At 29.9% G+C, this 23,407-nt stretch carries 22 protein-coding genes and 1 tRNA gene; 14 read left to right on the top strand and 9 right to left on the bottom strand.

Annotated features, from left to right (window positions below):
- The first annotated feature begins 37 nt into the window (after window positions 1-37).
- The 14 genes from Q0J69_RS02825 to Q0J69_RS02760 all read left to right on the top strand — a co-directional run bounded on the left by Q0J69_RS02825 (window position 38) and on the right by Q0J69_RS02760 (window position 17,913).
- On the top strand, window positions 38-4,450 hold the full coding sequence (locus tag Q0J69_RS02825; protein ID WP_297204348.1) for a hypothetical protein: 4,413 nt from the start codon (window positions 38-40) through the stop codon (window positions 4,448-4,450).
- Window positions 4,450-7,077: an outer membrane protein assembly factor BamA gene (bamA, locus tag Q0J69_RS02820; RefSeq protein ID WP_297204148.1), complete on the top strand. Its 2,628-nt coding sequence runs from the start codon at window positions 4,450-4,452 to the stop codon at window positions 7,075-7,077. Before Q0J69_RS02825 ends, bamA begins: the two co-directional genes overlap by 1 nt.
- Window positions 7,078-7,109: 32 nt before the next feature.
- Window positions 7,110-7,532 (top strand): OmpH family outer membrane protein, encoded by a 423-nt coding sequence (locus tag Q0J69_RS02815; protein ID WP_297204147.1) that lies wholly within the window; start codon window positions 7,110-7,112, stop codon window positions 7,530-7,532.
- A gap of 43 nt (window positions 7,533-7,575) precedes the next feature.
- Window positions 7,576-8,616, top strand: coding sequence for a UDP-3-O-(3-hydroxymyristoyl)glucosamine N-acyltransferase (gene lpxD / locus Q0J69_RS02810; RefSeq protein ID WP_297204145.1), 1,041 nt, complete (start codon window positions 7,576-7,578; stop codon window positions 8,614-8,616).
- Window positions 8,617-8,745: 129 nt separating this feature from the next.
- Entirely contained in the window at window positions 8,746-10,716 is a 1,971-nt protein-coding gene (locus Q0J69_RS02805; protein WP_297204144.1) for a methyl-accepting chemotaxis protein, read from the top strand.
- A 6-nt stretch (window positions 10,717-10,722) separates the two neighbouring features.
- The gene (locus tag Q0J69_RS02800) at window positions 10,723-11,607 is read left to right on the top strand and encodes a ribokinase (RefSeq protein ID WP_297204143.1); all 885 of its coding nucleotides are present in this window, start codon (window positions 10,723-10,725) and stop codon (window positions 11,605-11,607) included.
- A gap of 56 nt (window positions 11,608-11,663) precedes the next feature.
- A tRNA-Thr gene (locus tag Q0J69_RS02795) sits at window positions 11,664-11,736 on the top strand.
- Window positions 11,737-11,847: 111 nt separating this feature from the next.
- The gene (locus Q0J69_RS02790; RefSeq protein ID WP_297204142.1) at window positions 11,848-12,891 is read left to right on the top strand and encodes an N-acetylneuraminate synthase family protein; all 1,044 of its coding nucleotides are present in this window, start codon (window positions 11,848-11,850) and stop codon (window positions 12,889-12,891) included.
- A gap of 92 nt (window positions 12,892-12,983) precedes the next feature.
- Complete coding sequence (locus tag Q0J69_RS02785; RefSeq protein ID WP_297204141.1) at window positions 12,984-14,174, top strand: iron-containing alcohol dehydrogenase; 1,191 nt, start codon at window positions 12,984-12,986, stop codon at window positions 14,172-14,174.
- Window positions 14,175-14,335: 161 nt separating this feature from the next.
- Window positions 14,336-14,479: a hypothetical protein gene (locus Q0J69_RS02780; protein WP_297204140.1), complete on the top strand. Its 144-nt coding sequence runs from the start codon at window positions 14,336-14,338 to the stop codon at window positions 14,477-14,479.
- 206 nt (window positions 14,480-14,685) lie between these two features.
- Window positions 14,686-15,150 carry a 3-hydroxyacyl-ACP dehydratase FabZ gene (gene fabZ, locus Q0J69_RS02775; protein WP_297204139.1) on the top strand — a complete coding sequence of 155 codons (465 nt, stop codon included), beginning with the start codon at window positions 14,686-14,688 and terminating at the stop codon, window positions 15,148-15,150.
- Window positions 15,151-15,158: 8 nt separating this feature from the next.
- On the top strand, window positions 15,159-15,953 hold the full coding sequence (lpxA, locus tag Q0J69_RS02770) for an acyl-ACP--UDP-N-acetylglucosamine O-acyltransferase (RefSeq protein ID WP_297204138.1): 795 nt from the start codon (window positions 15,159-15,161) through the stop codon (window positions 15,951-15,953).
- A 23-nt stretch (window positions 15,954-15,976) separates the two neighbouring features.
- Window positions 15,977-17,107 carry a lipid-A-disaccharide synthase gene (lpxB, locus tag Q0J69_RS02765; protein ID WP_297204137.1) on the top strand — a complete coding sequence of 377 codons (1,131 nt, stop codon included), beginning with the start codon at window positions 15,977-15,979 and terminating at the stop codon, window positions 17,105-17,107.
- On the top strand, window positions 17,104-17,913 hold the full coding sequence (locus Q0J69_RS02760; protein WP_297204136.1) for a DUF2299 family protein: 810 nt from the start codon (window positions 17,104-17,106) through the stop codon (window positions 17,911-17,913). The genes lpxB and Q0J69_RS02760 overlap by 4 nt, the downstream gene beginning before the upstream one ends.
- Here Q0J69_RS02760 and Q0J69_RS02755 read toward each other — a convergent pair.
- The 9 genes from Q0J69_RS02755 to infA form a co-directional block, all read right to left on the bottom strand.
- Complete coding sequence (locus Q0J69_RS02755; protein ID WP_297204135.1) at window positions 17,910-18,467, bottom strand: Smr/MutS family protein; 558 nt, start codon at window positions 18,465-18,467, stop codon at window positions 17,910-17,912. The genes Q0J69_RS02760 and Q0J69_RS02755 overlap by 4 nt on opposite strands.
- Window positions 18,468-18,491: 24 nt before the next feature.
- Window positions 18,492-19,994: a transcription termination factor Rho gene (rho, locus tag Q0J69_RS02750; RefSeq protein ID WP_297204133.1), complete on the bottom strand. Its 1,503-nt coding sequence runs from the start codon at window positions 19,992-19,994 to the stop codon at window positions 18,492-18,494.
- Window positions 19,995-20,119: 125 nt separating this feature from the next.
- Window positions 20,120-20,506, bottom strand: coding sequence for a 50S ribosomal protein L17 (gene rplQ / locus Q0J69_RS02745; protein WP_297204131.1), 387 nt, complete (start codon window positions 20,504-20,506; stop codon window positions 20,120-20,122).
- Between the two features lie 23 nt (window positions 20,507-20,529).
- Window positions 20,530-21,504, bottom strand: coding sequence for a DNA-directed RNA polymerase subunit alpha (locus Q0J69_RS02740; protein WP_297204130.1), 975 nt, complete (start codon window positions 21,502-21,504; stop codon window positions 20,530-20,532).
- A 30-nt stretch (window positions 21,505-21,534) separates the two neighbouring features.
- Window positions 21,535-22,161: a 30S ribosomal protein S4 gene (gene rpsD, locus Q0J69_RS02735; protein ID WP_297204129.1), complete on the bottom strand. Its 627-nt coding sequence runs from the start codon at window positions 22,159-22,161 to the stop codon at window positions 21,535-21,537.
- A 37-nt stretch (window positions 22,162-22,198) separates the two neighbouring features.
- Window positions 22,199-22,567 (bottom strand): 30S ribosomal protein S11, encoded by a 369-nt coding sequence (rpsK, locus tag Q0J69_RS02730; RefSeq protein ID WP_366030145.1) that lies wholly within the window; start codon window positions 22,565-22,567, stop codon window positions 22,199-22,201.
- Between the two features lie 63 nt (window positions 22,568-22,630).
- Window positions 22,631-23,020, bottom strand: a complete 390-nt coding sequence (rpsM, locus tag Q0J69_RS02725) for a 30S ribosomal protein S13 (RefSeq protein WP_008723417.1) — start codon at window positions 23,018-23,020, stop codon at window positions 22,631-22,633.
- A 22-nt stretch (window positions 23,021-23,042) separates the two neighbouring features.
- On the bottom strand, window positions 23,043-23,159 hold the full coding sequence (rpmJ, locus tag Q0J69_RS02720) for a 50S ribosomal protein L36 (RefSeq protein ID WP_008723415.1): 117 nt from the start codon (window positions 23,157-23,159) through the stop codon (window positions 23,043-23,045).
- Window positions 23,160-23,184: 25 nt separating this feature from the next.
- Window positions 23,185-23,403, bottom strand: coding sequence for a translation initiation factor IF-1 (gene infA / locus Q0J69_RS02715; protein WP_297204126.1), 219 nt, complete (start codon window positions 23,401-23,403; stop codon window positions 23,185-23,187).
- Window positions 23,404-23,407: the final 4 nt, after the last annotated feature.

Raw genomic sequence — 23,407 nt, 5'->3', positions numbered from 1 at the left:
GTGAGTGCGTAAAACAGAAAAGTACTCGCGATTTAGAATGTACATAGCTACAACCTTGATAGCTTTTATAATACCTGCCATGTTTAGTATATCATTGGTATTATCTAATAAACAAAAATATTTGGATAATATCATAACTTATATAAATAAAGTAAGTCCTATTGACATATCTATATCAGATATAAGTATATCATACAGATTAGAGATAGTTTTAGACAATGTAAAACTTTATTCAAAAAATACTGATGATGCTTTCTTCAATATGGACAGAGCATCTTTAAGATTTAATCTATTAAGAATATTTATAAAAAGAGATCCTTTATATTTACTGAGCGATATAACTGTGAATAATGCTGAAATATACCCAACATTATTAGACATGTCAATATTCCAAAGCGGAGACACAAATAAAAATCTTTATGAGAAAGTAAAAAATACTGTAAATACTATAATTCCAATACTTATGGATAAAAATATAAATATAGCAAATTTCTCAACTAAAATAATAGATGATAATAATAATGTAACCGAAGCTTCTGCTAATTCGCTTAATGGAAATTTCAGATCGTACGGCTATTTTCTATCCTACAATATAAATCTTCCCGATGCTACCTTAGTTCATTTTTCATTAGAAAGCTCAACTAATTTATCTGAAATAATTTCAAAAATATATGCCAAAGATGAAAACGGAGATTTATTTAATTATACATTATTCGCCACTAATTATTCAGACAGGCTAAATGCAGGACTGCATAACAATAAAAAAGATGATTTTATAAAAGCAAATTATGAATACAGTACTCAAAGATTAGATTTTTCCATTACAAATATAAAATTAACAAAAGATACAATATATAAATTTATGAATATAGCTTTAGATACTCCTATAATACATAAATTTGTGAAATTAGATAATAAAACAATATCATCTATAAGCAATGCTATATCTACTTTCAGGGATGCAGATATAAATGCTTACGGACACTATTCTACAAATCAAGATTCATACGTGGATTTTAATTTAAAAGTCAGAGATAAATTATTTAATCTAGCAGTAAATGCAGAACTTACAAATAACAATATAATACTTTCAAATGCAAATATAAATGCTTTAGAAGGAAATATAATAGCAAGCGGTATAGTGCCATTAAGCGATCCTATATCAAGCGTACTTTCTGTAAGTGCAAATAATATAAAAGCAGGAGCAAATAATCTGTCTGCTAAAGTTAATTTAAGACCGACAAAGGTTGATGAAGAAGAAATAAGGTCTAGATTCACAATTTCATCATTAACTTATGCAAATACATTAGAAAAGCCGTTATCTTTTAATTTTATATACAATAGACCTGAAAAAAAGATATCTTTAAATTTGGCTGCAAATAAATATGAACAGCCTTTTAATGCCAGTTTTTCATTGGATAATACAGCACCTATATTGGCGTCTGCTAATGGAGTAATACCTCAGGATATATTTGTTGTATTATTAGGTCAAAATATTATAGATAATTTATCATCATTAAATATAGATTACAGCATGAGCAATGCTATGTACACTCAGGGAAAAGGCAAAGTTCATACATTAAAGGCTTCTTCAAGAAAAATATATACAGAAGAATATTTAATACGAATAGGAATGTCTGCTTATCAGAATATTATAGATATTGATGATATTTATTACAGACTTTCAGAAGACAGCGGTATAAATGCCAATGCAAAAATAGAATATGATAAAAATTTTAATGTAAAGATAAAAGGAAATTTAAATACACCAGCAGGAAATTACGGATTAAGCGGATTTAGTACAACTTCAACTAATGGAAGCAGAATCATATATGCCTCAACAGATAAATCAGAAATTATAGCTAACGGCTCAATATCTACAAATGGAATATTAGATTTGAATATAAATACTCCTAATGAATTAAAAATTAAAGATATAGACATTGATGTAGATGTTGATATAAATAATTATGTTCAAAAACCAATATACATATATGGAAATATTAAAGCTAAAAAGAATTTGGCACCGATATTTGCTTTAAATACTCAATTTGAATTATCAAATCAAAGCATAATGTTTACGAATATAGTATTAGATTATGGAGAAAACAGAGTATCAGGAAACGGAATATTAAGTTCAAGTGACGGAATAAATAAGTTCACAGCTTTATTAAAGGATATAGAAAATAATGGAATATTTGCTTTAGATTCATCTATAAATAAAAATAATATATACGGAAAAGTAACTGTAAGCCAGCTGCCATTTGATATTAATGGAAAATTTTACGGCATATTAACTGCCAATGCCACTGTAATAGGATTGATGAATGATCCTGTAATTTATCTTGAAAAAATAGATATCAAAGATTTTCAAATTCCGGGCGAGAGATTTGATATTTCTTTAACAGGATATTATAAATCAAGCGAATTAGAATTAAAAGATGTACTGGTAACCAAAACAGGAAGCAGCGGAAATGTGTTATCAAAAACATTCACTAAAAAACAGGAAGTAAAAATACCTTATGCTTATTTCTCTAAAGACCTTCAGAATATGAAAGTTGAAGTAAACAATTTATTCATCTTCAGTACATATTCAGGAACTATAGACTATAATATGAGAAGACTGGTTGATGGAAGACAGGAATTCAGAATACAAACAACTCCAATAACAATAAATAAAAGAAAACTTCCTGAGTTTGGTACCACTGTTACATACGACGGTGATAATATAACATTTACAAATACTAAAAAGCATGGTATTAATGGAACTATAACAAAAGAAGAAGGCTTAACTAGAACAGATTTAATTTACGTATATGATAATCTTAATATGCTCAATATAGACGGCGTAATAAAAAATACTAGAAGAGATCAGGTTGATTTGCTTATTACTTCAGATATTATAAATGTAGAGGTATTTGAGATATTTAATGTATTATTCACAGAGATACATTCATCGCCTACAAATTTTATGGTAGACGGAAAACCATATACACTATATGCACATGTTCATGGCGACAGCGATAATGTTGCCATAGACGGAAGATTTTTAGGACATGGCAGAAAAGTAAGAATAGCATATTTCAATGATGTATTTGATGATACTATAGTTGATTTTAATTTTGACGGACACATGTTCAATGTTAACAACTTAACATTTACCTCAAAGAAAAAGAAAAATTTGAGCATAACAGGAGAGGCAGAGATATTCAAAAACAGTATCAATTATATGGCTTTCGATCTGCTTTCTTCAGATGAACAATTAGGTTTATTAGACGGCAATTTAAACTTAGGCGTTACAAAAGTAAGAGGTCCTGTTCATGTTGATATTACAGTAGGAGGAAATATAGCTTCTCCTAGAATAGGAGGAATATTAACTTTAATGAAAAGCGATGTTCAGCTTACTATGACATCATCTCAAAATACATACAGACAGCGTGTTTACGGAATGCTTAGCAAAATATATTGGGATTTTACAATAGAGGCTTGGAGACAAGTAAGAGTAGCCCACAATTTAGTAGGAGATGTATATCTTGAAGAAGGCTCTAAAATGCGTGTATACAATACTCTTATGGACGGCATAGAATTGGCAGGAACTGTTAATGTTGATAGAGGAACTATATATTATCTTCAAAATATATATCAATTAGAAAGAGGCTCTGTTACATTCCCGCCTAATAATAGTTTGGATCCTATAATAGAAGCCACAGCATATACATATAAAAAATATTATCCTACTACAACAGTAAATACATCATCTCAATCATTTGAAAATGAATTAGCAGGAGAAAGCGTTACGCTGTACATGGAAATGGATGCAAGATTATCGCAGCTGGTATCTTCAAGCAATTCAAGAATTTCTCCTGTAAGATTCTATACAATACCTGCATTAGGACAATATCAAGTTAATCAGCTTGCAGGAATACCTCAAGGCTCATTTGGAAACAGGGAAGATCAAATGTTTGCAGAAAGCACTGCCAATAGAAGCACCGTGAATAATGATCAGCTTCAGCAGCTTACCATGAATTACAGCGACTTGCTCTTAAGAAGTACTGTATTAAGACCAGTAGAAAGATGGATAAGACAATTTTTAGGAATAGATTATATAAACTTAAGTCCTACAGTAGTGAACAATCTGCTGTTTGTAACAAATAACAACAATTTAAGCCCTACATCCGTATGGGATAATACAAGCGTTGGAATAGGCAAATATGTGTCTAAATATTTATATTTAAAATACGATGTTACATATAGAGTTAATGATACCACAAGACCTAGCGTAAACAATAAGCCTGTTGATCCATACTATTTTGACCATCAATTTGGTTTTGAAGTGTCATTATTAAAAAATTATAAACTTGCAAATTTTGTTTTTGAATATAAAATAAACCCTTTCGATATAAGAGGAAAAGGTCAAGATTTTAATATAGTTACACGGTGGAGATTTTAGTGAATTTTATCAAGAAAAATTGTATTATTTTATTTTCATTTACTGTGCTTGCTGCTGCTTTTGCAATATTAATAGCGGCAGAAAGCGACTTTGAAAATTTACAGAATGCTAGGAATATAGCTGTATATGAAGGCTTAGTGATAAAATCTATAGATGTTATAGGCGAGGCTAGGCTTACAAAAGATCAGATAAAAAACAGTTTCCCAATAAAAGTTGGAAGTAAATTTCAAAGAGCTCAGATAAATGAGGCTATAAAGAAGCTGTTTGATACCCAATTATTTGATAGGGTTGCCATTGATGCAAACAGAGAAGATGACGGAGTATCGCTTAATATTGTAGTTGCCGAAAGATATATCATAAAGAATATAGAATATATAGGCAATAAACGTTTAAGCAGAACAGCACTCAATGATGCCATAAAGCCTATTATGAAGGCTGGAGATCCGTATATACCTCAGAAACTTAATGATGCTGTAAATGCTATAATAACAAACTATCAGGATAAGGGTTATTTAAAAGCTTATGTAGAGCCTAAAGTTATAGAAAATAAAGATGCTTCAGATGTAACAATAGAGATGAATATTGTTGAAGGCAATGAGGTAAAAGTAGCAAATATAAGATTTCACGGCAATACTCATTTTTCTGATAATGAACTTAAAAGACAAATGTCCACTAAAGAAAACGGATTCTTATCTCTTGGTAAATTTAATGAGTTTAAATTTGAAGATGATAAATCAAAGGTTGTAAAATATTATGCCGACAGAGGATATTACAGAGCTAAGGTAGATAATGTTACATTTACATATCAATGGAGAGATCCTCAGGTAAAAAATGAACAGGACTTGATAATAGATGTATATATTACAGAGGGAGATAAATACTATTTCGGAGATATAGGATTTAAAGGAAACTTTATTATATCTTCTGAAAATATACAAAAGGACATAAAATCCCAAAAAGGTGCATTGTATAATTACACTTATCACATGACTGACTATCAGGGCATACAAAATAAATATTCTGAGAGAGGATATATTTTCAGACAAGTTATACCTGTAATTACAGTTAATGAAGAAAACAAGATAGTCAACATAATGTACGATATAGTAGAAAATGATAAAGCACATATAGAAAATATCACTATAGCAGGAAACACTAAAACTAAAGATTTTGTTATACAGAGATATGTTGATATAAAACCTGGTGAAGTATTCAATACTGCCAAAATACAAAGGGTACAGGAGAGATTATACAATACTCAATTCTTTGACAATATTAATATAGGAGTAAAACCTGGTTCTGCTGAAGGATTAATGGAATTAACTTTAAATGTATCAGAAGGAAAAACTGCTATGGTTTCAGGAGGAGGCGGTTTCTCTACTGGTTCTGGTTTTAAAGTATTTGCCTCTATAAGAGAAAATAACTTTTTGGGAAGAGGCTTGCAGTTAGGATTAAGCGGTGAGTTTGGAGAAACTCAAAAACGTATAGCTGTTAATTTTGCTGAGCCTTATCTGCTTAATCTGCCTATATATCTCGGTATTGACTTATCATACTTCAATGAAGGTGTAAATACAGGATATACTATAGACTATGATTCTTTCGGTATACCTAAATATTCATACTATACAAGACATGGTTTTGAAGGTATAGTAAGGCTTGGTTATTATTTTGCCGACTACTATTCTACTTTCTTAACATTTGACACAATAGTACAGCAGTATCAGCAATGGCATGATCAGGGGGCAACTGCTGCAGGTCCTGATTATGTACTTAGCGACATAAAAAAATATTTGGTTCATAGAATAAATAAAAAAGACGGTTCTTTCCAGAGATGGCAGAGTGATTGGTTTACAACATTTATTATATCATATTCATTGCTAAGGGACAGCAGAAACGACTATTTAAACCCTACAAGAGGAAGTTTCTTGAGAGGTATAGTTGATTTCTACTTTGGACATACTCAATTAACAAGATTAAATCTAACAGGATTCTTGGCTGTTCCTGCAACAGATTGGCTGTCATTTGCATTCTACGGGGAATTAGGACAAATAATTGCAACACCAGGACTTCCTCTGCAAAATGATGCTGATGTATTATATTATCTTAACCCATTTGAAGATGTACGCGGATGGGATACTTCTAAATACACTGTTTTTAAAGCTAACAGAGGATTATCAACTTATGATATGGTAGGAGATAATAATTCAATAGATTCTTGGAGTTACGGAAGAGCTAAAGTGAGATTCTTTGCTGAACTTCGCATACCTATAATACCAAAAACTATGGGCTTCGTTACATTCTTTGATGCTGGTCAGTTATGGCTTCCTGCAAGTACTGGACTTAACCGAGATGGAGATGCTTATACTTATCCTTCTCAATTTATGGATATCAAAGATATATTCGATCCTTCTCAGTATATATATTCCGTAGGTGTGGGTTTGAGACTTACTATACCGATATTTAATATAAGATTCTATATTGCTAAGAGATTCGTTTATAACAAAGAAGATACGCAGTATTACAAAAAAGGACTTCAAGATTTTGAAGGAGATGGTTATACGCCTCTTGGAAAATGGTTTGGTAAAGGATGGGGAATTGCATTCACTATGAATCACCCTTTCTATTAAGATATAATTTTTATAATAATAAGGAGCGAAAAATGAAAAAGTATTATATTATGAGTTTATTATTTGTGGCTGTTCTTACAGTTTCTATTATAAGTCCTAGAGTATTTACTCAATCCTATAGGCTTACTAAAGTAGGATATATTGATCTTGAAAGAGTAATAAAAGAGGTTACTGGAAATCAGGAGCTTAATGAAAAATTAAAAGAGAGATTAGAACAATATAAAAATCAGGATACTCAGGCAAATATGGAAGACACTTCTATAGCACAAAACAGAGATTATTCATTGAGAGGAGAGGTTAAAAGACAGGTGGCAGCTTCTCTTATGGCTATAGTAAAAAAAGAAGGATATACTTTAATACTAGAAAGAACTGAACATTCTATTCTTTATGCTGACAGAAATTTTGATATTACTGATGCTGTTATAGCTAATGTTAAAAGTTCTTTAATGAGATAATTTTCTAGTGTATAAATCAAAATAATAGGAGGCATTTTGCATTATGAAAGCTAAAGATATATTTAATCTTTTACAGGCAAAAAATATTATAGGCAACGGAGATAAAGAAATAACTACCCTCTCTCCTATAAATAGTATAATAGAAGGCTCTATTGTTTGTATTGATAATAATAAATATTTACAGGAAGCTTTAAATAGTAATGCTAATGCCTTAATTTTGAGAGAAGAAACTGCAAATGAAATAAAAGATTTCAAAAATAAAACAGCTATTATATATAATAATCCTAAAGAGGCATTTATTAAATTATTATATATAATGTTTGAAGATAAAAAATATACATTGGGAGTTATAGAAAAAACTGCTGTTATAAAAGAAAATGCAGAAGTATCTGATAATGCTTATATTGGGGATAATGTACATATTGGAAAAAATACAAAGGTAGGAAGCGGAACAATTATAGAGGCTAATGTATTTTTAGGAGATGATGTTGTTGTAGGAGAAAACTGCACTATATATTCAAATGTATCCATACATGACAGATGCATAATAAAAAATAGAGTTATAATAGGCTCATCAACTGTTATAGGAAATGACGGATTCGGATTCTTTGAAGTAAACGGCAAACAGATGAAAATACCTCAAAGAGGAAATGTTATTATAGAGGATGATGTGGAGCTTGGGGCAAATGTATGCGTTGACAGAGCTACTTTGGGCTCTACAATTATTAGAGAAGGCGTAAAAGTAGATAATTTAGTACAGATAGCACATAACTGCGATATAGGAGATCATTCAATAATAGTATCTCAAGTTGGTATAGCAGGAAGCAGTAAAATTGGTCATCATTGTATATTGGGAGGTCAGGCTGCTTTAGCTGATCATGTTGTGCTTGGGGATAGAGTAATACTTGGAGGAAGAGCTGCTGTAATGTCTAATGTGAAAATAGATTCTAATTCTATTATGCTTGGAGCACCTGCACAGAATATAAACAGAGAAAAATTAAAAATGATAGCTGAACAGAAATTGCCTGAACTTATAAGTTTAGTAGAAGAACGTTTTGGGGTAAAAATAAAAAGAGTAAAATAATATTATATATTTTCATTTTTATTTTTTAAATAAAATATAGTATACATATCACTTTTTTATGTTGTTATTTTTTTAAATTAAATGTATATTTAATTTAATATAAAATATTGTGTATTAAAGGTTTAATTTATGAATAATAATAAGAAAAGATTAGGTCTTCAATTTAAAATCTTTGTACTATTAACAGTATCAATATTAATAATGTTCATTGCTATAATAGGATATATGGTAAGTCATAATATCAGCACTTCTAAACAAAAAGGATTTGCCTCTGCAGAATATATGGTTAGTACATACGCTAAAGATATAGAAAAAGAAATTATGTCTTATATAGCAATGCTTCAAACTGTAGCATATTCTTTAAAAAATGATATTTCAAGCGGCACAATTACTAGAGAATCCCATGCTGCTGTATTGGGAGAGCTGTTAAAAAATAAGAACGGACTGTTTGCTATATATGAAATGTGGGAAAATAATGCTTTTGACGGAAGGGATAATGCTTTTATTGATACCGATTATGGTTCTGAAAGAGATGGAAGATACGGACCTGCTTTTTTCTATGATGATAATACTGTTACTTATGATAAAGTTTATCAGGATGAATTTGATGCAAATCCTGATTATTACACAATACCAAGAGATACTAAACAGCTTTATATAAGTGATGTTGAAGTCGATGATACTTATGTGGGTGCTGATACTGTACTTACTGTAAGCATAGTAGAGCCGATATTAGATAACTCAAGTAAATTTTTAGGAATGATAGGTGTTGATTTTTCAGCTGATAATTTAGTTAGAATAGTTTCTGATATATCTACTAATAAAGGAATGTCTGGATATTTAATAAATCAGTATGGCATAATACTTGCTTCTACAAATTCTCAAAACATAGGACAGGAAATTTCATCAATATATACAAAGAATGCTGGAAATATAGTAAATAATATAAAAAATAATACCAAATTTTCTTTTATAAATAAAATTGATAATCAAAAAATATTTAATGTTTTAATACCATTATCATCATTAAAAGACAATAATAATGCAATAGGTTTATTAGTAAGCGTTCCTGAAATAGTTATATTAAAAGAAAATATACAAAATGCCATTATCACATCCGTTTTAGCTATAGCTATACTTATAATATTTTTAATTATAATAAACATTTTAATAAAGAAAAGTTTAATAGACCCTATATTAAAAGTATTATTCATGTCAGAAAAATTAAGCAGCGGAGATTTAAGCTCTTATGACAACAAAACATTAAACAGCAGAAAAGATGAAATAGGCATGATATTTAATTCGCTTCAAAACACACAGGATAGATTATCCAATATAATAAAGCAAATATTAGATTCTACTAATGCTATGGAAAATGCAAGCAAAAATGTTACAGCAGGAAGTATTGATTTATCCAACAGAACAGAAAAACAAAGAGATGATTTAAAACTTATAAATGAAACTATGACAAATACATTAAAAGTTATTGATAAAACTACTAATGATATAGTTAAAACTAATGATAAAATACAAGTATTAACAAATTCAAGTGAGCATTGCTACAGCTTATCAAGAGAGTCTATGGATTTAATGGAAGACATAACTAAAGCAACCGCTGAAATATCCAATATAACAAAAATGATAGATGATATCGCTATGCAGACGAATATACTTGCTCTTAATGCTTCTGTTGAGGCGGCACGTGCTGGAGAGCAGGGAAAAGGATTTGCTGTTGTTGCTGCTGAGGTTAGAAATCTTGCCCAGACATCTCAGGAATCTGTAAAAAATATTACAAATATAGTTAATAACAGCATAGAAAAAATAAAAGAGGGAAATTTAAAAATAAAAGAAACTATGGAGGCTTTGGAAGATATTACAAATAAAGCCAAAGAAAGCAGCTATATAGTAAATCAGATGGTTGAATCTTCCACTCAGCAGGATGCATCTGCAAGAGAAGTTCAAAGTGCTGTAAGCAGTGTTGATATAAGTGCTGAGCAGAATACTAATTTAGTTAAAACAAATGCTGATATAGTAATTGATATGGAAAAGGAAACTGAGAAACTTGCTGATTTAATGAAATTCTTTCACTTTGGAAAATAATTTCCTATGAGTAAAAAAGTTTTAGTAATAGGAAGCATTAATAAAGATTTAGTAATAACAACTCCACGTTTTGCAAAAGAAGGAGAAACAATACTTGGCAATAACTTTTCTACAAGTAATGGAGGAAAAGGAGCTAATCAAGCATGTGCCATTGGAAAACTTGGAGGAAATGTCAGCATGCTTGGCGCTATTGGAAATGACAGTTTTGGAAAAGATCTAAAAGAGGCTTTATCTTCAAACAATGTAAATATAGATAATCTAATAATCAAAGATAATGTATCAACGGGCATAGCAGTAATTACGGTAACGGAGAGCGGAGCTAATCACATTATAGTAGCACAAGGGGCTAATGCATTAATAAATAAAGATGATATAAAAGAAGAATTATTAAACAGCTATGATATTATTGTGATGCAGCTTGAAATACCTTTAGAAATTGCAAAATATGCAGCTAAAATTTCAAAAAAACTTGGAAAAACTGTAGTTCTTAATCCATCGCCTGCTGTAAAAATTGATAAAGAGTTTTTAAATTGTATAGATATATTAATACCTAATGAAACAGAGATAGATATTATAGGCGGTATAGATTATGCTTTTGAATGCGGAGTAAAAAATATAATATTAACACTTGGTGCTAATGGATGTGATTTTATAAGTAATAATAATAACAAAATAGAAAGAAAGCATTTTGATGCGTATAAAGTTGATGTTACTGATACCACTGCTGCTGGGGATAGTTTTTTAGGCGGTGTTTTAAGAATGATGGCAGATAATAAAACAATAGAAGAAGCTATTATTTTTGCAACAAAAGTTTCTAATATAACAGTTACTAGAAAAGGAGCAATAGATTCTATACCTTATTATGATGAAGTTATAAATAAAAAATGGTAAAAAAATAATTAAACGCTTGACTTTTTTTATGTTTATAGTATAATGATAATCACTTCGCTGGTGTAGCTCAATTGGCAGAGCAGCTGATTTGTAATCAGCCGGTTGCGGGTTCAAGTCCCATCACCAGCTCATCTTTTCAATTCCAAATTCTCTTTTTCAAGTCAAAACATATTATACTAATAATTAATTTTGATATTTCGATAATATAAACAATACATAACTTATAGGGATATAAAATATATGGCTAACTTAAAATTAAAAGATTTAATCAATAAGAAAGGCTGCTTTGTAATAGCTGAAGCTGGATGCAATCATGAGGGCGATTTAAAAATGGCTGTAAAAATGGTAAATGAAGCCGCAAAAGCAGGTGCAGATGCTATTAAGTTTCAAAGCTTTACTCAAAAAACTCTATTTGCATCAAAAGAGTATACTAAAATTCTAAAATTAAAAGAAAATGCTCTTGATGAAGTGGATAATATAGTATTTAAAAAAGAATGGTATGAAGTATTAATAAAAGAAGCCAAAAAAAATAATATAATATTTATTACAACCCCTTTTTCAATAGATGCTGTTAATGATATAAATTATTATGATATTCCAATAATAAAAATAGCTTCATGTGATATCGATAATTATCCTCTTTTAAATGCTGTAGCAAAAACAAAAAAACCTGTAATACTTTCTACTGGACTTGCTTTAAATAAGGATATAAAAGAGGCATTAAAAATACTGCATAATAATGAAGTTGCACTTTTACACTGTTCTGTAGAGTATCCTACCCCTATGAAAAATGCAAGATTAAACAGAATATCCGTAATGAAAAATCTATTCAAAAAAAATATAATAGGATATTCGGATCATACCATTGGAATAGAAGCTCCTATTATAGCCGTTAGTTTGGGAGCAAAAATAATAGAAAAGCATTTTACTGTTACGCCTGAAAAAATGACTGGAGATCATGTTATTAGTTTAGATATGATTGGAATGGGAAATTTAGTAAAATCTTTGAATGATACTTTAATCATGCTCGGAGGAAAAGAAGCTCTAAAAAAAGAACATATTTTAAGCAAGCAGGAAAAAAAAGAACTTGTATATGCCAAAAGAGGAATATATCTTAATCATTCAATGCTTAAGGGTGAAATTATAGAAGAAAAAGATTTAATAGCATTAAGACCATGCATAGGAATAGCGGCAAAAAATTATAAAAAAGTTGTAGGCAAGGTTTTAAAAGTTGATAAAAAATCTTATACTGCTTTGAGTCTTAAAGAGTTAAAAAATAAATAAATATTACAATAATAAAAACTATAATATTACTTGTATTATATATAAAAAATAATTATAATATTTATCACAATTAATATATGGGGTAAAATTATATGCAAAGTTTTATATTTAACTGTCCTACAAAAGTAATATTCGGAAAAGATACAGAAATAAATACTGCTAAAGAAATAAAAAATTATAATGGAAAAAGAGTATTTATAGTATACGGTTCTAAAAGCGTAAAAGAAAGCGGACTATTAGAAAAAGTAGAAAATATAATAAAAAGCGAAAATATAGAATATGAACTATTCGGCGGAGTACGCGCCAATCCTACCCTATCTTATACAAAAGAAGGCGTTAAAAAGGCAATAGATTTTAAAGCAGATTTCATACTTGCTGTAGGCGGCGGAAGCGTTATTGACAGTGCGAAAGCTATAGCACATGGAGCTGCTAATCCAGACACTGATATATGGGATTTTTGGACTGGAATAAAAAAGGTTGAAAAAAGTCTTCCTATAGGATGCATACTTACAATATCTGCTGCTGGAAGTGAAACAAGCATGTCTGCAGTATTGACTAATGAAGAGACTCTTGATAAAAGAGGACTTGCAACCGATTTTAACCGTCCTAAATTTGCCATAATGAATCCATGCCTTACATTTACTTTGCCTTATTATCAAGTGGCATGTGGTATAGCTGACATGCTTATGCATACATTTGACAGATATTTCGGAGACAGCGAAGGATCGGCAAACGGAGATAATAATCAGACTACGGATGCTATTGCTGAGGCTGTTTTAAGAACTATTTTTAAAAATGGCTTAATAGCTATGAAAGATAAAAATAATTATGATGCTATGAGCGAGCTTATGTGGTGCGGAAGTTTATCGCATAATACTATAACAGGTTTGGGACTTAACTTTGATTTTATAGTTCATAAATTCGGACATGAATTAAGTGCTAAATTTGATGTAGCACATGGAGCAAGCCTATCTGCAATGTGGGGTTCTTGGGCTAAATACTGTTTTAAAGATAAAAAAGAAAGATTTATTCAATACTCAAAAAATGTTTGGAATATTGATGACGATGATACTGGAATTAAGGCAATAGAAAAAACAATAGAATATTTTAAACAAATAAATATGCCTACTAACTTCACAGAATTAGGGATTGGAGTGCAAAGCGAAGAGGTTTTACAAGATTTAACAAGAAGATGCATAAAAGACGGCAAACTAGAGTTTAAACATTTCAGAGCTTTGAGCAAAGAAGATGTTTATAATATTTTTAAGATGTCTAATGTTTGACAAATAAATAAGATATTGTAATTAAATCTCTTATAAAAATTACTTAAAATACACTTATTTTATAGCTTGACATACTGAAAATAATGTTATATGTTTTTTAAATAATTCCTTTCAAATTAAAAATAGGAGTTATTGGGAGTAAACTATTAAAGGATTGTATTATGAAAACGAAAGAAGAATTAATAGAATTTTTAGATAAAAAAATTAATAATAATCAGAACTTGGAAGAGATGCATAATTACATATTTATTAAAGCCTATTTAGAAGATATGGTTGAAAATGAAAAAAAAGAAATGCATAAATAAAATAAAATTATTATTATAAAAATCAAAAACTCTATAGAAAATAAGTTATATGAGCATTATGAAATGCAAATAAACTTTTTAATCAATAAAATCATTATATTTATATAAGTATATTAATTATTTTTATACTTGTAACTTTGTTTTTATATGATATAATTTTCTTTACAATGTATTAAAGTTTTTTTTAATTAAGGATTTATTTAATAATGGAAAAAATTAATATAACTAAAATAATGGAGCTTCTTCCTCATAGATACCCATTTCTGCTTGTTGATAGAGTAGAAAGTATTGAAGAAGGCAAAATACATGCTGTAAAAAATGTTACATTTAATGAGCCTCAATTTACAGGGCATTTTCCTGAAAGTCCTATAATGCCGGGTGTTTTAATGGTTGAGGCATTAGCTCAGACATCTGGAATATACTGCTATACAAAATTATTAAAACCTGATGAATACGGCAAAAAATTTATGTTCTTTGCTAAAATAGATAATGTAAAGTTTAAAAATCCTGTTATACCGGGAGATATTATGAATATGTTTATAACAGTTGATGCCTTTAATGGAACTTTACTTAAAACACATGGAGAAGTAAAAGTAAATGATAAATTAGCCTGCTCTGCTGATTTGGGTTTATTTTTAGTAGACAAAGAAGCCATGAAAATAGAGAAATAGGAAATAAAATGTCAAATAATATACATAAAACTGCAATTATATCAGAATCAGCAAAAATAGCAGATAGTGCCGTAATTGGTCCTTATGCTGTAATAGAAGGAGAAGTAAGTATTGGAGAAAATACTACTATAGGAGCACATTCTGTAATAAAAGAATATACAACTATAGGAAAAAATAATATAATACATGATCATGCCGTTCTAGGAAATTTACCTCAGGATATACATTTCGATAGAAAAACAGTAACTTTCCTAGAAATAGGCGACGGCAATGAAATTAGAGAGTTTGCCAATCTTCATAGAGCATCTAAAGAAAATGCCAAAACTATTATAAGAAATAATTGCTACATAATGGCTACAGGACATGTTGCACATGACTGTGAGATACAGGATAATGTTATTATATGTAATGGGGCTTTAGTTGCAGGTCATGTAAGAGTTGAAAAAGGGGCATTTATATCTGGAAACTGCGTAATACATCAGTTCTGTGCTATAGGGCAATATGCTATGATTAGCGGTATGTCAGCAGTTGGGAGAGATATACTTCCTTTTGCTTTAACTGCTCATGCAGGAGAGGCTATTATTTATAAACTAAATTTAGTTGGTATGAGAAGGGCGGGGTTTACATCTGAACAGATATCTCAGGCTGAAGAGGCTTATGATATGTGGTACAATTGGAATAAAACTAAACAGGAATTTTTAGATACATACTTAAATGATAATTCATTAAATGATATAGCTAAAGAAATTGTAATATTTATATCCAAGGCAAAACGTGGTATTACCCCAAAAAAGACTGTATAAAAAAATTAAACAAACGTAAAAACATGAGAATATTTATAGCTACTGGCGAAGTATCAGGGGACATTCAGGGTGCCTTATTAGCAAAAAAAATAAAAGAATTAAAACCAGATGTTATTTTAGATGGTTTTGGCGGTGTGGAAATGCAAAAGGCAAATGTAAATATTTTGTCTGATATGTCTACACTATCAACTATGGGAATATTTGAAGGAGCTAATCCTGTTTATGCATTTAAAAAACTTGGAGCATTTAATATTTTGCAGGACTATCTTAAAAAAAATAAGGTAGATATAATGCTGTTAGTTGATAATCAAGGCGTTAATCTTTTATTGGCTAAATATTGTAAGGCTAATAATATAAAATATATATATTATTTTCCTCCTCATGTAGGTATATGGGGTGCTTGGAATGCTAAAAAACTTCTTTCTGCAAGAAAAATAATAACGCCATTTTTATTTGATTATGAAGTATATAAAAAATACGGATGCAATGTTATGTGCAGCGGGCATCCTTTTGCTGATTTAGACTATGATAAGCCTATACCTGAACTAAATATGCCTAAAAAAGAATATACAGTGGGCATATTGTTTGGAAGCAGGTATCAGGAAATAAGAAAATTAGCCCCTGTTTTTATAAAATCTATGAAAATACTAAACGATATGCTTTCTTCAAATATAAGATTTGTAATACCTATAGCATATCCTGAATACAAAGAACCTATAGAAAAAATATTAGGAGAATATAGTAATATTTTAAAAGGAATATCATATTCTTTATTATGCGGAGATGATAAAGACTATGTTTATTCATATTCTGATGCTCTAATAATGTCAAGCGGTACATCAAGTCTTCTAGCTGCATGTTACGGCAAGCCTATGGTTATATGCTATAAAATTTCTTATATTACATTTTTTCTAGGTAAATTGCTTACAAATATAAAATATGTCGGTATGCCTAATGTACTTCTTAATGAGGAAGCCGCACCTGAATTGCTGCAAAACGACTGCAATCCTAATGCTATTACAAGCTATATTATAAAATACTTAACGGATAAGGAATATTATACCAAAATAAGCAGTAATTTACTTAGAGTGAGAGATACTTTAGGTGAAAAAAATGTGCTAGAACGAGTAGCAAAAGAGATTATAGAATCATGACAAATTTGGATGATATAAGAGAATATATAAAATCTAATAAAAAATCTTCTTTAGAATTTGATATTATTTGGCTTAATAATGAAACCAAACAAAAGGTTATGGTTATAATAGAAGAGGTGTTAAAAAAAAATAAGATAGAAAAGTATTGCGATGATGCTTCTTACATTATAATGGAGCTTATATCAAATGCTATTAAAGCTAGATATTTGCATATAATAACAATAAAAATTTTAAGACAAAAACATAAAGAGTTTAATCCAAAGATAGATACTGATGAATATTTTTATGATTATAATATAATGAGTGAATATTCTGATATATTTAAAGACGATGAATCTAAAAAAATATTAAAAGAAATTATAAAATTGGAAAATAATTTAATAAAAGATATGGACAGCAATATAGAAATAGATGAAGAGAAATATAAAAAACTTCTTTCATATAGAAATGATACAAAAAAGAAATTCATAATAAAATTATCCGTAAAATTAAATAAAAATAATTTAGAGTTTCAAGTTATAAATGATGCTCCTCTTATAATGATAAGCAGAACTAGAATAGATTCAAAAAGACTCACATTTGAAGAATATTATAAAAAAAATATGGTAGAAAATTTCTTTATGGAGCAATTAGATAACAGCGAGAGTGCAGGTTTTGGACTTGCTTTATGTGATTTAAGACTTTTCAATCAGAATCTAGATCCGCATACTTGCTTAAAAATATTCGATGAAAACAATAAAACACATTCAAAATTAATTCTTCCAATAAAACAGCAATTCAGCTTCACAGTTTATAATAAATATTAATTATCATTATTAATATGCAAATATATTATTTTAGCACCGCTTCCTCCAAGATTTGAAGGAGCATCGGAGGAATATTTGATATAATGCTTTCCCTCAGTTGCAATATAATATTCAACTAAATCCTTGAGTACAGGTATTCCATTTTCACTTCTAAAACCTTTACCATGTATTATTAGAACAGGGCTTAGCTTATTTTTTTTTGATTCTAATATAAATTTTCTTATTCTATGTAATGCTATTTCTCTAGTACATCCATGCAAATCAAGTCTGTCTTTTGGGGATGCATTTTTTACATTAGGCTTAAATTTATAATTATTTCTTTTATCGTAAATAGATTTTTTAGAATGATTAGTGCAATCGAGATTTTCAATTGCACTTAAAAACATTTCCTCATCTTCTTTCGTATATGCTTCTTTTTTTGCATATTCATCATTATAATTTTTAGTATTTTCTGACTTTTTTATATTTTCCTTTTTTTTATCATCAGGAAAATATCCATGTTTCAAATAGAACTCAAATAGTATTCTATTTTCTTCTTCAGAATTTTTTGCCATAATGATAAAATCCTAAAAAAAGAATTATGAATTTAATACTTTTAAAAATTCAGAATTATTAGTAGTATTTTTCATTTTGGCTATCATCTTTTCTATAAATTCATATTCATCAATATTAATACTTTGTCCGTAGGCACTTCTAAGCAGATTCATTTTAGCAAGTTCTTCATCATTAAGAAGTAAATCATCTCTTCTAGTAGAAGAAGAATCAATATCAATGGCAGGGAAAATTCTTCTATTGGCAAATTTACGCTCTAAATGAAGCTCCATGTTACCAGTACCCTTAAACTCTTCATAGATATAATCATCCATCTTACTTCCAGTATCAACCAATGCAGAAGCAATTATAGTAAGAGATCCGCCCTCTTCTATATTTCTTGCAGCCCCAAAGAATTTTTTAGGTTTATGAAGAGCATTAGAATCTACACCGCCTGTTAAAACTTTACCGCTTGCTGGAACAACTAAGTTATAAGCTCTTGAAAGTCTGGTTATAGAATCTAATATTATAACAACATCATGTTTATTTTCTACTAATCTTTTAGCTTTTTCTAATACCATTTCTGAAACTTGACAATGTCTTTCAGGAAGTTCATCAAATGTAGAAGCTATAACTTCAGCTTCTGGAACTTGTCTTTTCATATCTGTAACTTCTTCAGGACGCTCATCAATAAGTAAAATAAACAATTTAATATTAGGATAATTTTTACAAATTGCATTAGCAATTTCCTGAAGCATCATAGTTTTACCTGCCTTAGGAGGAGCTACAATTAATCCTCTTTGTCCTTTACCTATAGGTGAAACCAAATTAATAATACGGGTAGAAATCTTATTTGGAGCAAACTCTAAATCTATACGTTCATTAGGAAAAATAGGTGTAAGTTTGTCAAATAAAGGTCTTTTATATAAATTATTCGGCTCTTCTCCATTAACACTTTCTATCCTAAGCAATGCAAAGAATTTTTCTCCCGCATTATCTTTAGGAGGTCTAACTTCACCAGTAATAACATCTCCTGTTCTAAGTCCGAAAAGTCTTATCTGAGCAGGTGAAATATATATGTCATCAGGTCCAACCAAGTAATTGCTGTTTTTAGAACGTAAGAAACCGAAACCATCCTGCAAAGTTTCTAAAGTTCCCTCAGCAACAATTTTACCTTCCATAGATATCTGTGCCCTCAGTATGGAATGCATTAATTCCTGACGCCTTATGTTATTGTTTGTATCTTTTTTTATTCCATAACTTTCAGCAAATTCTAAAAGCTCTTCAAAAGTCAAAGAACTTAGTTTACTAATATAAAGTATATCATGAGGTCTATTAATAACTTTATCATTTTCTATCGTATCTTTCTGAACATTTAATTCTTCTTTATCAGAAGTATTTGACTCTGTATTATTTTCAGTATTAGCGTCCAATTTTACTACTTTTTTTCTTATAGCTCTATGCTTCACAGGTTGTTGTACAGCAGCAGCACTATTTTCCAATTCCTCATTTTCAACAGATGTTTTAGCATGTTTCTTTATAGAAGCCATAATAATCCTCCATAAATAATATATAATGTCTAGTTATAGCGAATAACGCTATAACTTAAACATAAATATTATTTATTTTTTAAATTGCTATATTATATATTGATTTATAATTTGAATTATTTAATTTATTTATTTTCAGTTTTAACAGAAGAGCTGTCAGATTCGCAAAGCATAACTACACACATATCAGCTGCATCACCGAATCTTTTATATGATAAAATTTTTCTTACGTAACCGCCATTTTTAGCAGCATATCTAGGAGCTATATCTTTAAAAAGTTTTGCAAGTACTGCTTTATCTTTAACATATTTAGCAACCGTTCTTCTATTATGAACATTATCAACTTTAGCTTTGTAAATAATTTTATCAGCTAATTGTTTTATAGCTCTTCCCTTTTCTTTAGTAGTTTCTATTTTTTCATATTTTAAAAGAGAAGTAAGCATATTAGAAAGCATAGCTTTTTTATGTGCACTTGTTCTATTAAATTTTTTTACTGTAACTCTATGTCTCATTTTACTATCCTTAAAAGTTTATATTAACCTCTCATACCAAGATGAGCACCATATTCAGCAAGTTTTTCTTTAATTTCTTCTATGATCATCTCAGTAGCACCAGCAAGTCTTAAAAGATCAGCATCTGTTTTAACGGCAACCTTATCCAAAGTTTTTAAATCGGAAGACATTAAGAAATTAGCAGTTCTAACTGAAAATTCAACTTCCTCTATGTGTTTACCCTTTAAAGAATCAAGAACAGAATCTTTAGGAGCTTCTTCTATTTTTCCATCATCTCCATTAGCCTCTTCAGGCTGCATAAAGTGAGTGAGATTTTCTCTTAATATCTTAGCTGCCCAAGAAAGAGCTTTGTCAGGTGCAACATTACCTTTAGTTTCTATTTCTAAAGTAAGTCTGCCGTAATCTATACGCTGTCCAACTCTTATGTCATCAACACTATATTTAACACTTAAAATAGGTGAATATATAGCATCTATGGCAATAGCATTAACATCTTCCACAAGCTCCATATTCAATTCAGCAGGAACATAACTGTATCCTCCTTCAATTTGAATATCCATTTCAAAAGTATACCCTTCAGCAATAGTAGCTATATAATAATCAGGATTATGAACCACAGCTTCAGAATCTGATTCTACTAAATCTCCAGCTGTGATAACACAAGGACCTTCCTTTTTCATGTGTATAGTCTTAGTATCCAAATGCTCTGGAAGTGAAACCACTACATTTTTAAGATGCATAATCATCACTATAGTGTCTTCCTTCATTCCGGGAACATTTTCAAATTCATTACTAACACCATAAATTTTAATTGCAGCAATAGCATATCCAGGTATAGAAGATAATAATACTCTTCTTAAAGCATTTCCAACTGTAACCGCATATCCTCTTTCAAAAGGCTGAGCTATAAATTTACCGTAACTAGGTGTCAAATCTTTAGCTTCAAAAGTAACTCTATGAGGACGTCTAATAGATTCTAATATTTCTTTTAATGCCATTCTTATAATACCCCTTATAAAAGAGTTCCATTACTTAGAATAGTACTCAATGATGAGCTGTTCGTTAATAGGATACTCTATATGTTCTCTTATAGGTAAAGTAACTATTTCACCTGTTTTACTAGAAAGGTCTAAACTTAACCAAGCAGGAACATATTCACTTTTTAAACCTTCAACTATAGTTTTTACTTCAGCTATGGCATTTCCTCTTTCTGTTAAAGAAATTTTATCTCCAACTTTAACGCAGTATGAAGGAATTGTCATGCTTTTACCATTAACTGATATAAAACCATGAGCAACAAATTGTCTAGCCTGATTTCTGCTTCTAGCAAAACCAAGTCTGTAAATAACATTATCCAAACGTAATTCTAATAATCTGAGCAAATTTTCACCTGATACGCCAGCAACACGTACAGCTTCATGATAATAATTTCTAAATTGTTTTTCTAACACTCCGTAAATACGTTTTACTTTTTGTTTCTCTCTCATCTGAATACCATATTCTGATAACTGTTTCATTTTACGGTTAGCAGGACCAGGTACATCTCTTTTTTTTGTTATAGCACATTTAGCAGTAAGACATCTCTCGCCTTTTAGCATAAGTTTAGTTTTTTCACGGCGACATAATCTACAACTAGCATCTCTATATCTTGCCATAATTATTTATCTCCTATTTTACAACTTAAATACAAAATTATATTCTTCTTCTTTTTCTAGGACGGCATCCATTATGAGGCATTGGAGTAACATCCTTAATAAGTTTAACTTTAAGTCCTGCAGCTTCAACCGCTCTTATAGAACTTTCTCTTCCCATTCCAGGACCTTTAACATAAACTTCAACTTCTCTAACACCCATTGCAAAGGCCTTTTCAGATGCTTTCTGACTAGCCACCTGAGCTGCAAAAGGAGTAGATTTTTTACTGCTTTTATACTCTCCATCCAAACCAGCACTAGCCCATGATAGAGTATCGCCGTTTCTATCAGTTATAGTAACTATTGTATTATTAAAGCTAGCTTTTATATGTACTATACCAAAAGCTTCAACTTTTCTATCTTTTTTAATTTTTTTATCTTTTAGAGTTTTTTTACCTTTTTGAGTAGCCACTATTCTCCCCCATTAATTATTTTACTTCTTACCTGGTGCTTTTTTCTTACCAGCTATAGCTTTTCTAGCTCCGCCGCCTCTAGCATTACGAGAGTTAGTGCGGGTACGCTGACCATGTACAGGAAGCCTTTTAATATGACGCATTCCACGATATGAGTGAATGTCTTTTAAACGCTTTATATTGTTATAAAGCTCTGTACGTAAATCACCTTCTACTTTAGTAGTTGCTTCTATAGCATCTCTTAAAGCAGTAATTTGAGCATCTGTTAAATCTTTAGCTTTAATAGAATAATCTATATTAGCCTTATCACAAATAACATGAGCAAGAGTACGGCCTATACCATATATATCAGTAAGGGCTATTTCTATTCTTTTATTATTTCTTATTTCAACACCCATTAAGCGTGCCATATTAATTATCTCCTTAAATTAATTACTTCTGTTTTTGTTTATGTCTTGGGTTTTTCTTACATATAACTCTAACTACGCCTTTTCTCTTAACTATTTGACAGTCATTACAGCGTTTTTTTATAGAACTTTTTACTTTCATTGTAACTAATCTCCATTTACTTTATTTACTTATAACGATAAATTATTCTACCCTTTGTTAAATCGTAGGGAGACATTTCTATAGTTACCTTATCACCTGGAAGTATACGTATAAAATTCATACGCATCTTTCCTGATATATGTGCTAATATCTTATGACCATTCTCTAATTCCACTCTAAAAGTAGCATTCGGAAGAGGTTCTACTACTATACCCTCTATCTCTATATTTTCTTTTTCAGCCATTTTG

Source organism: uncultured Brachyspira sp. (assembly GCF_944388875.1).
Taxonomy (GTDB): Bacteria; Spirochaetota; Brachyspiria; order Brachyspirales; family Brachyspiraceae; genus Brachyspira.
Note: the sequence above shows the minus strand (reverse complement) of the source record. Positions and strands in the feature narration are given on the sequence as shown.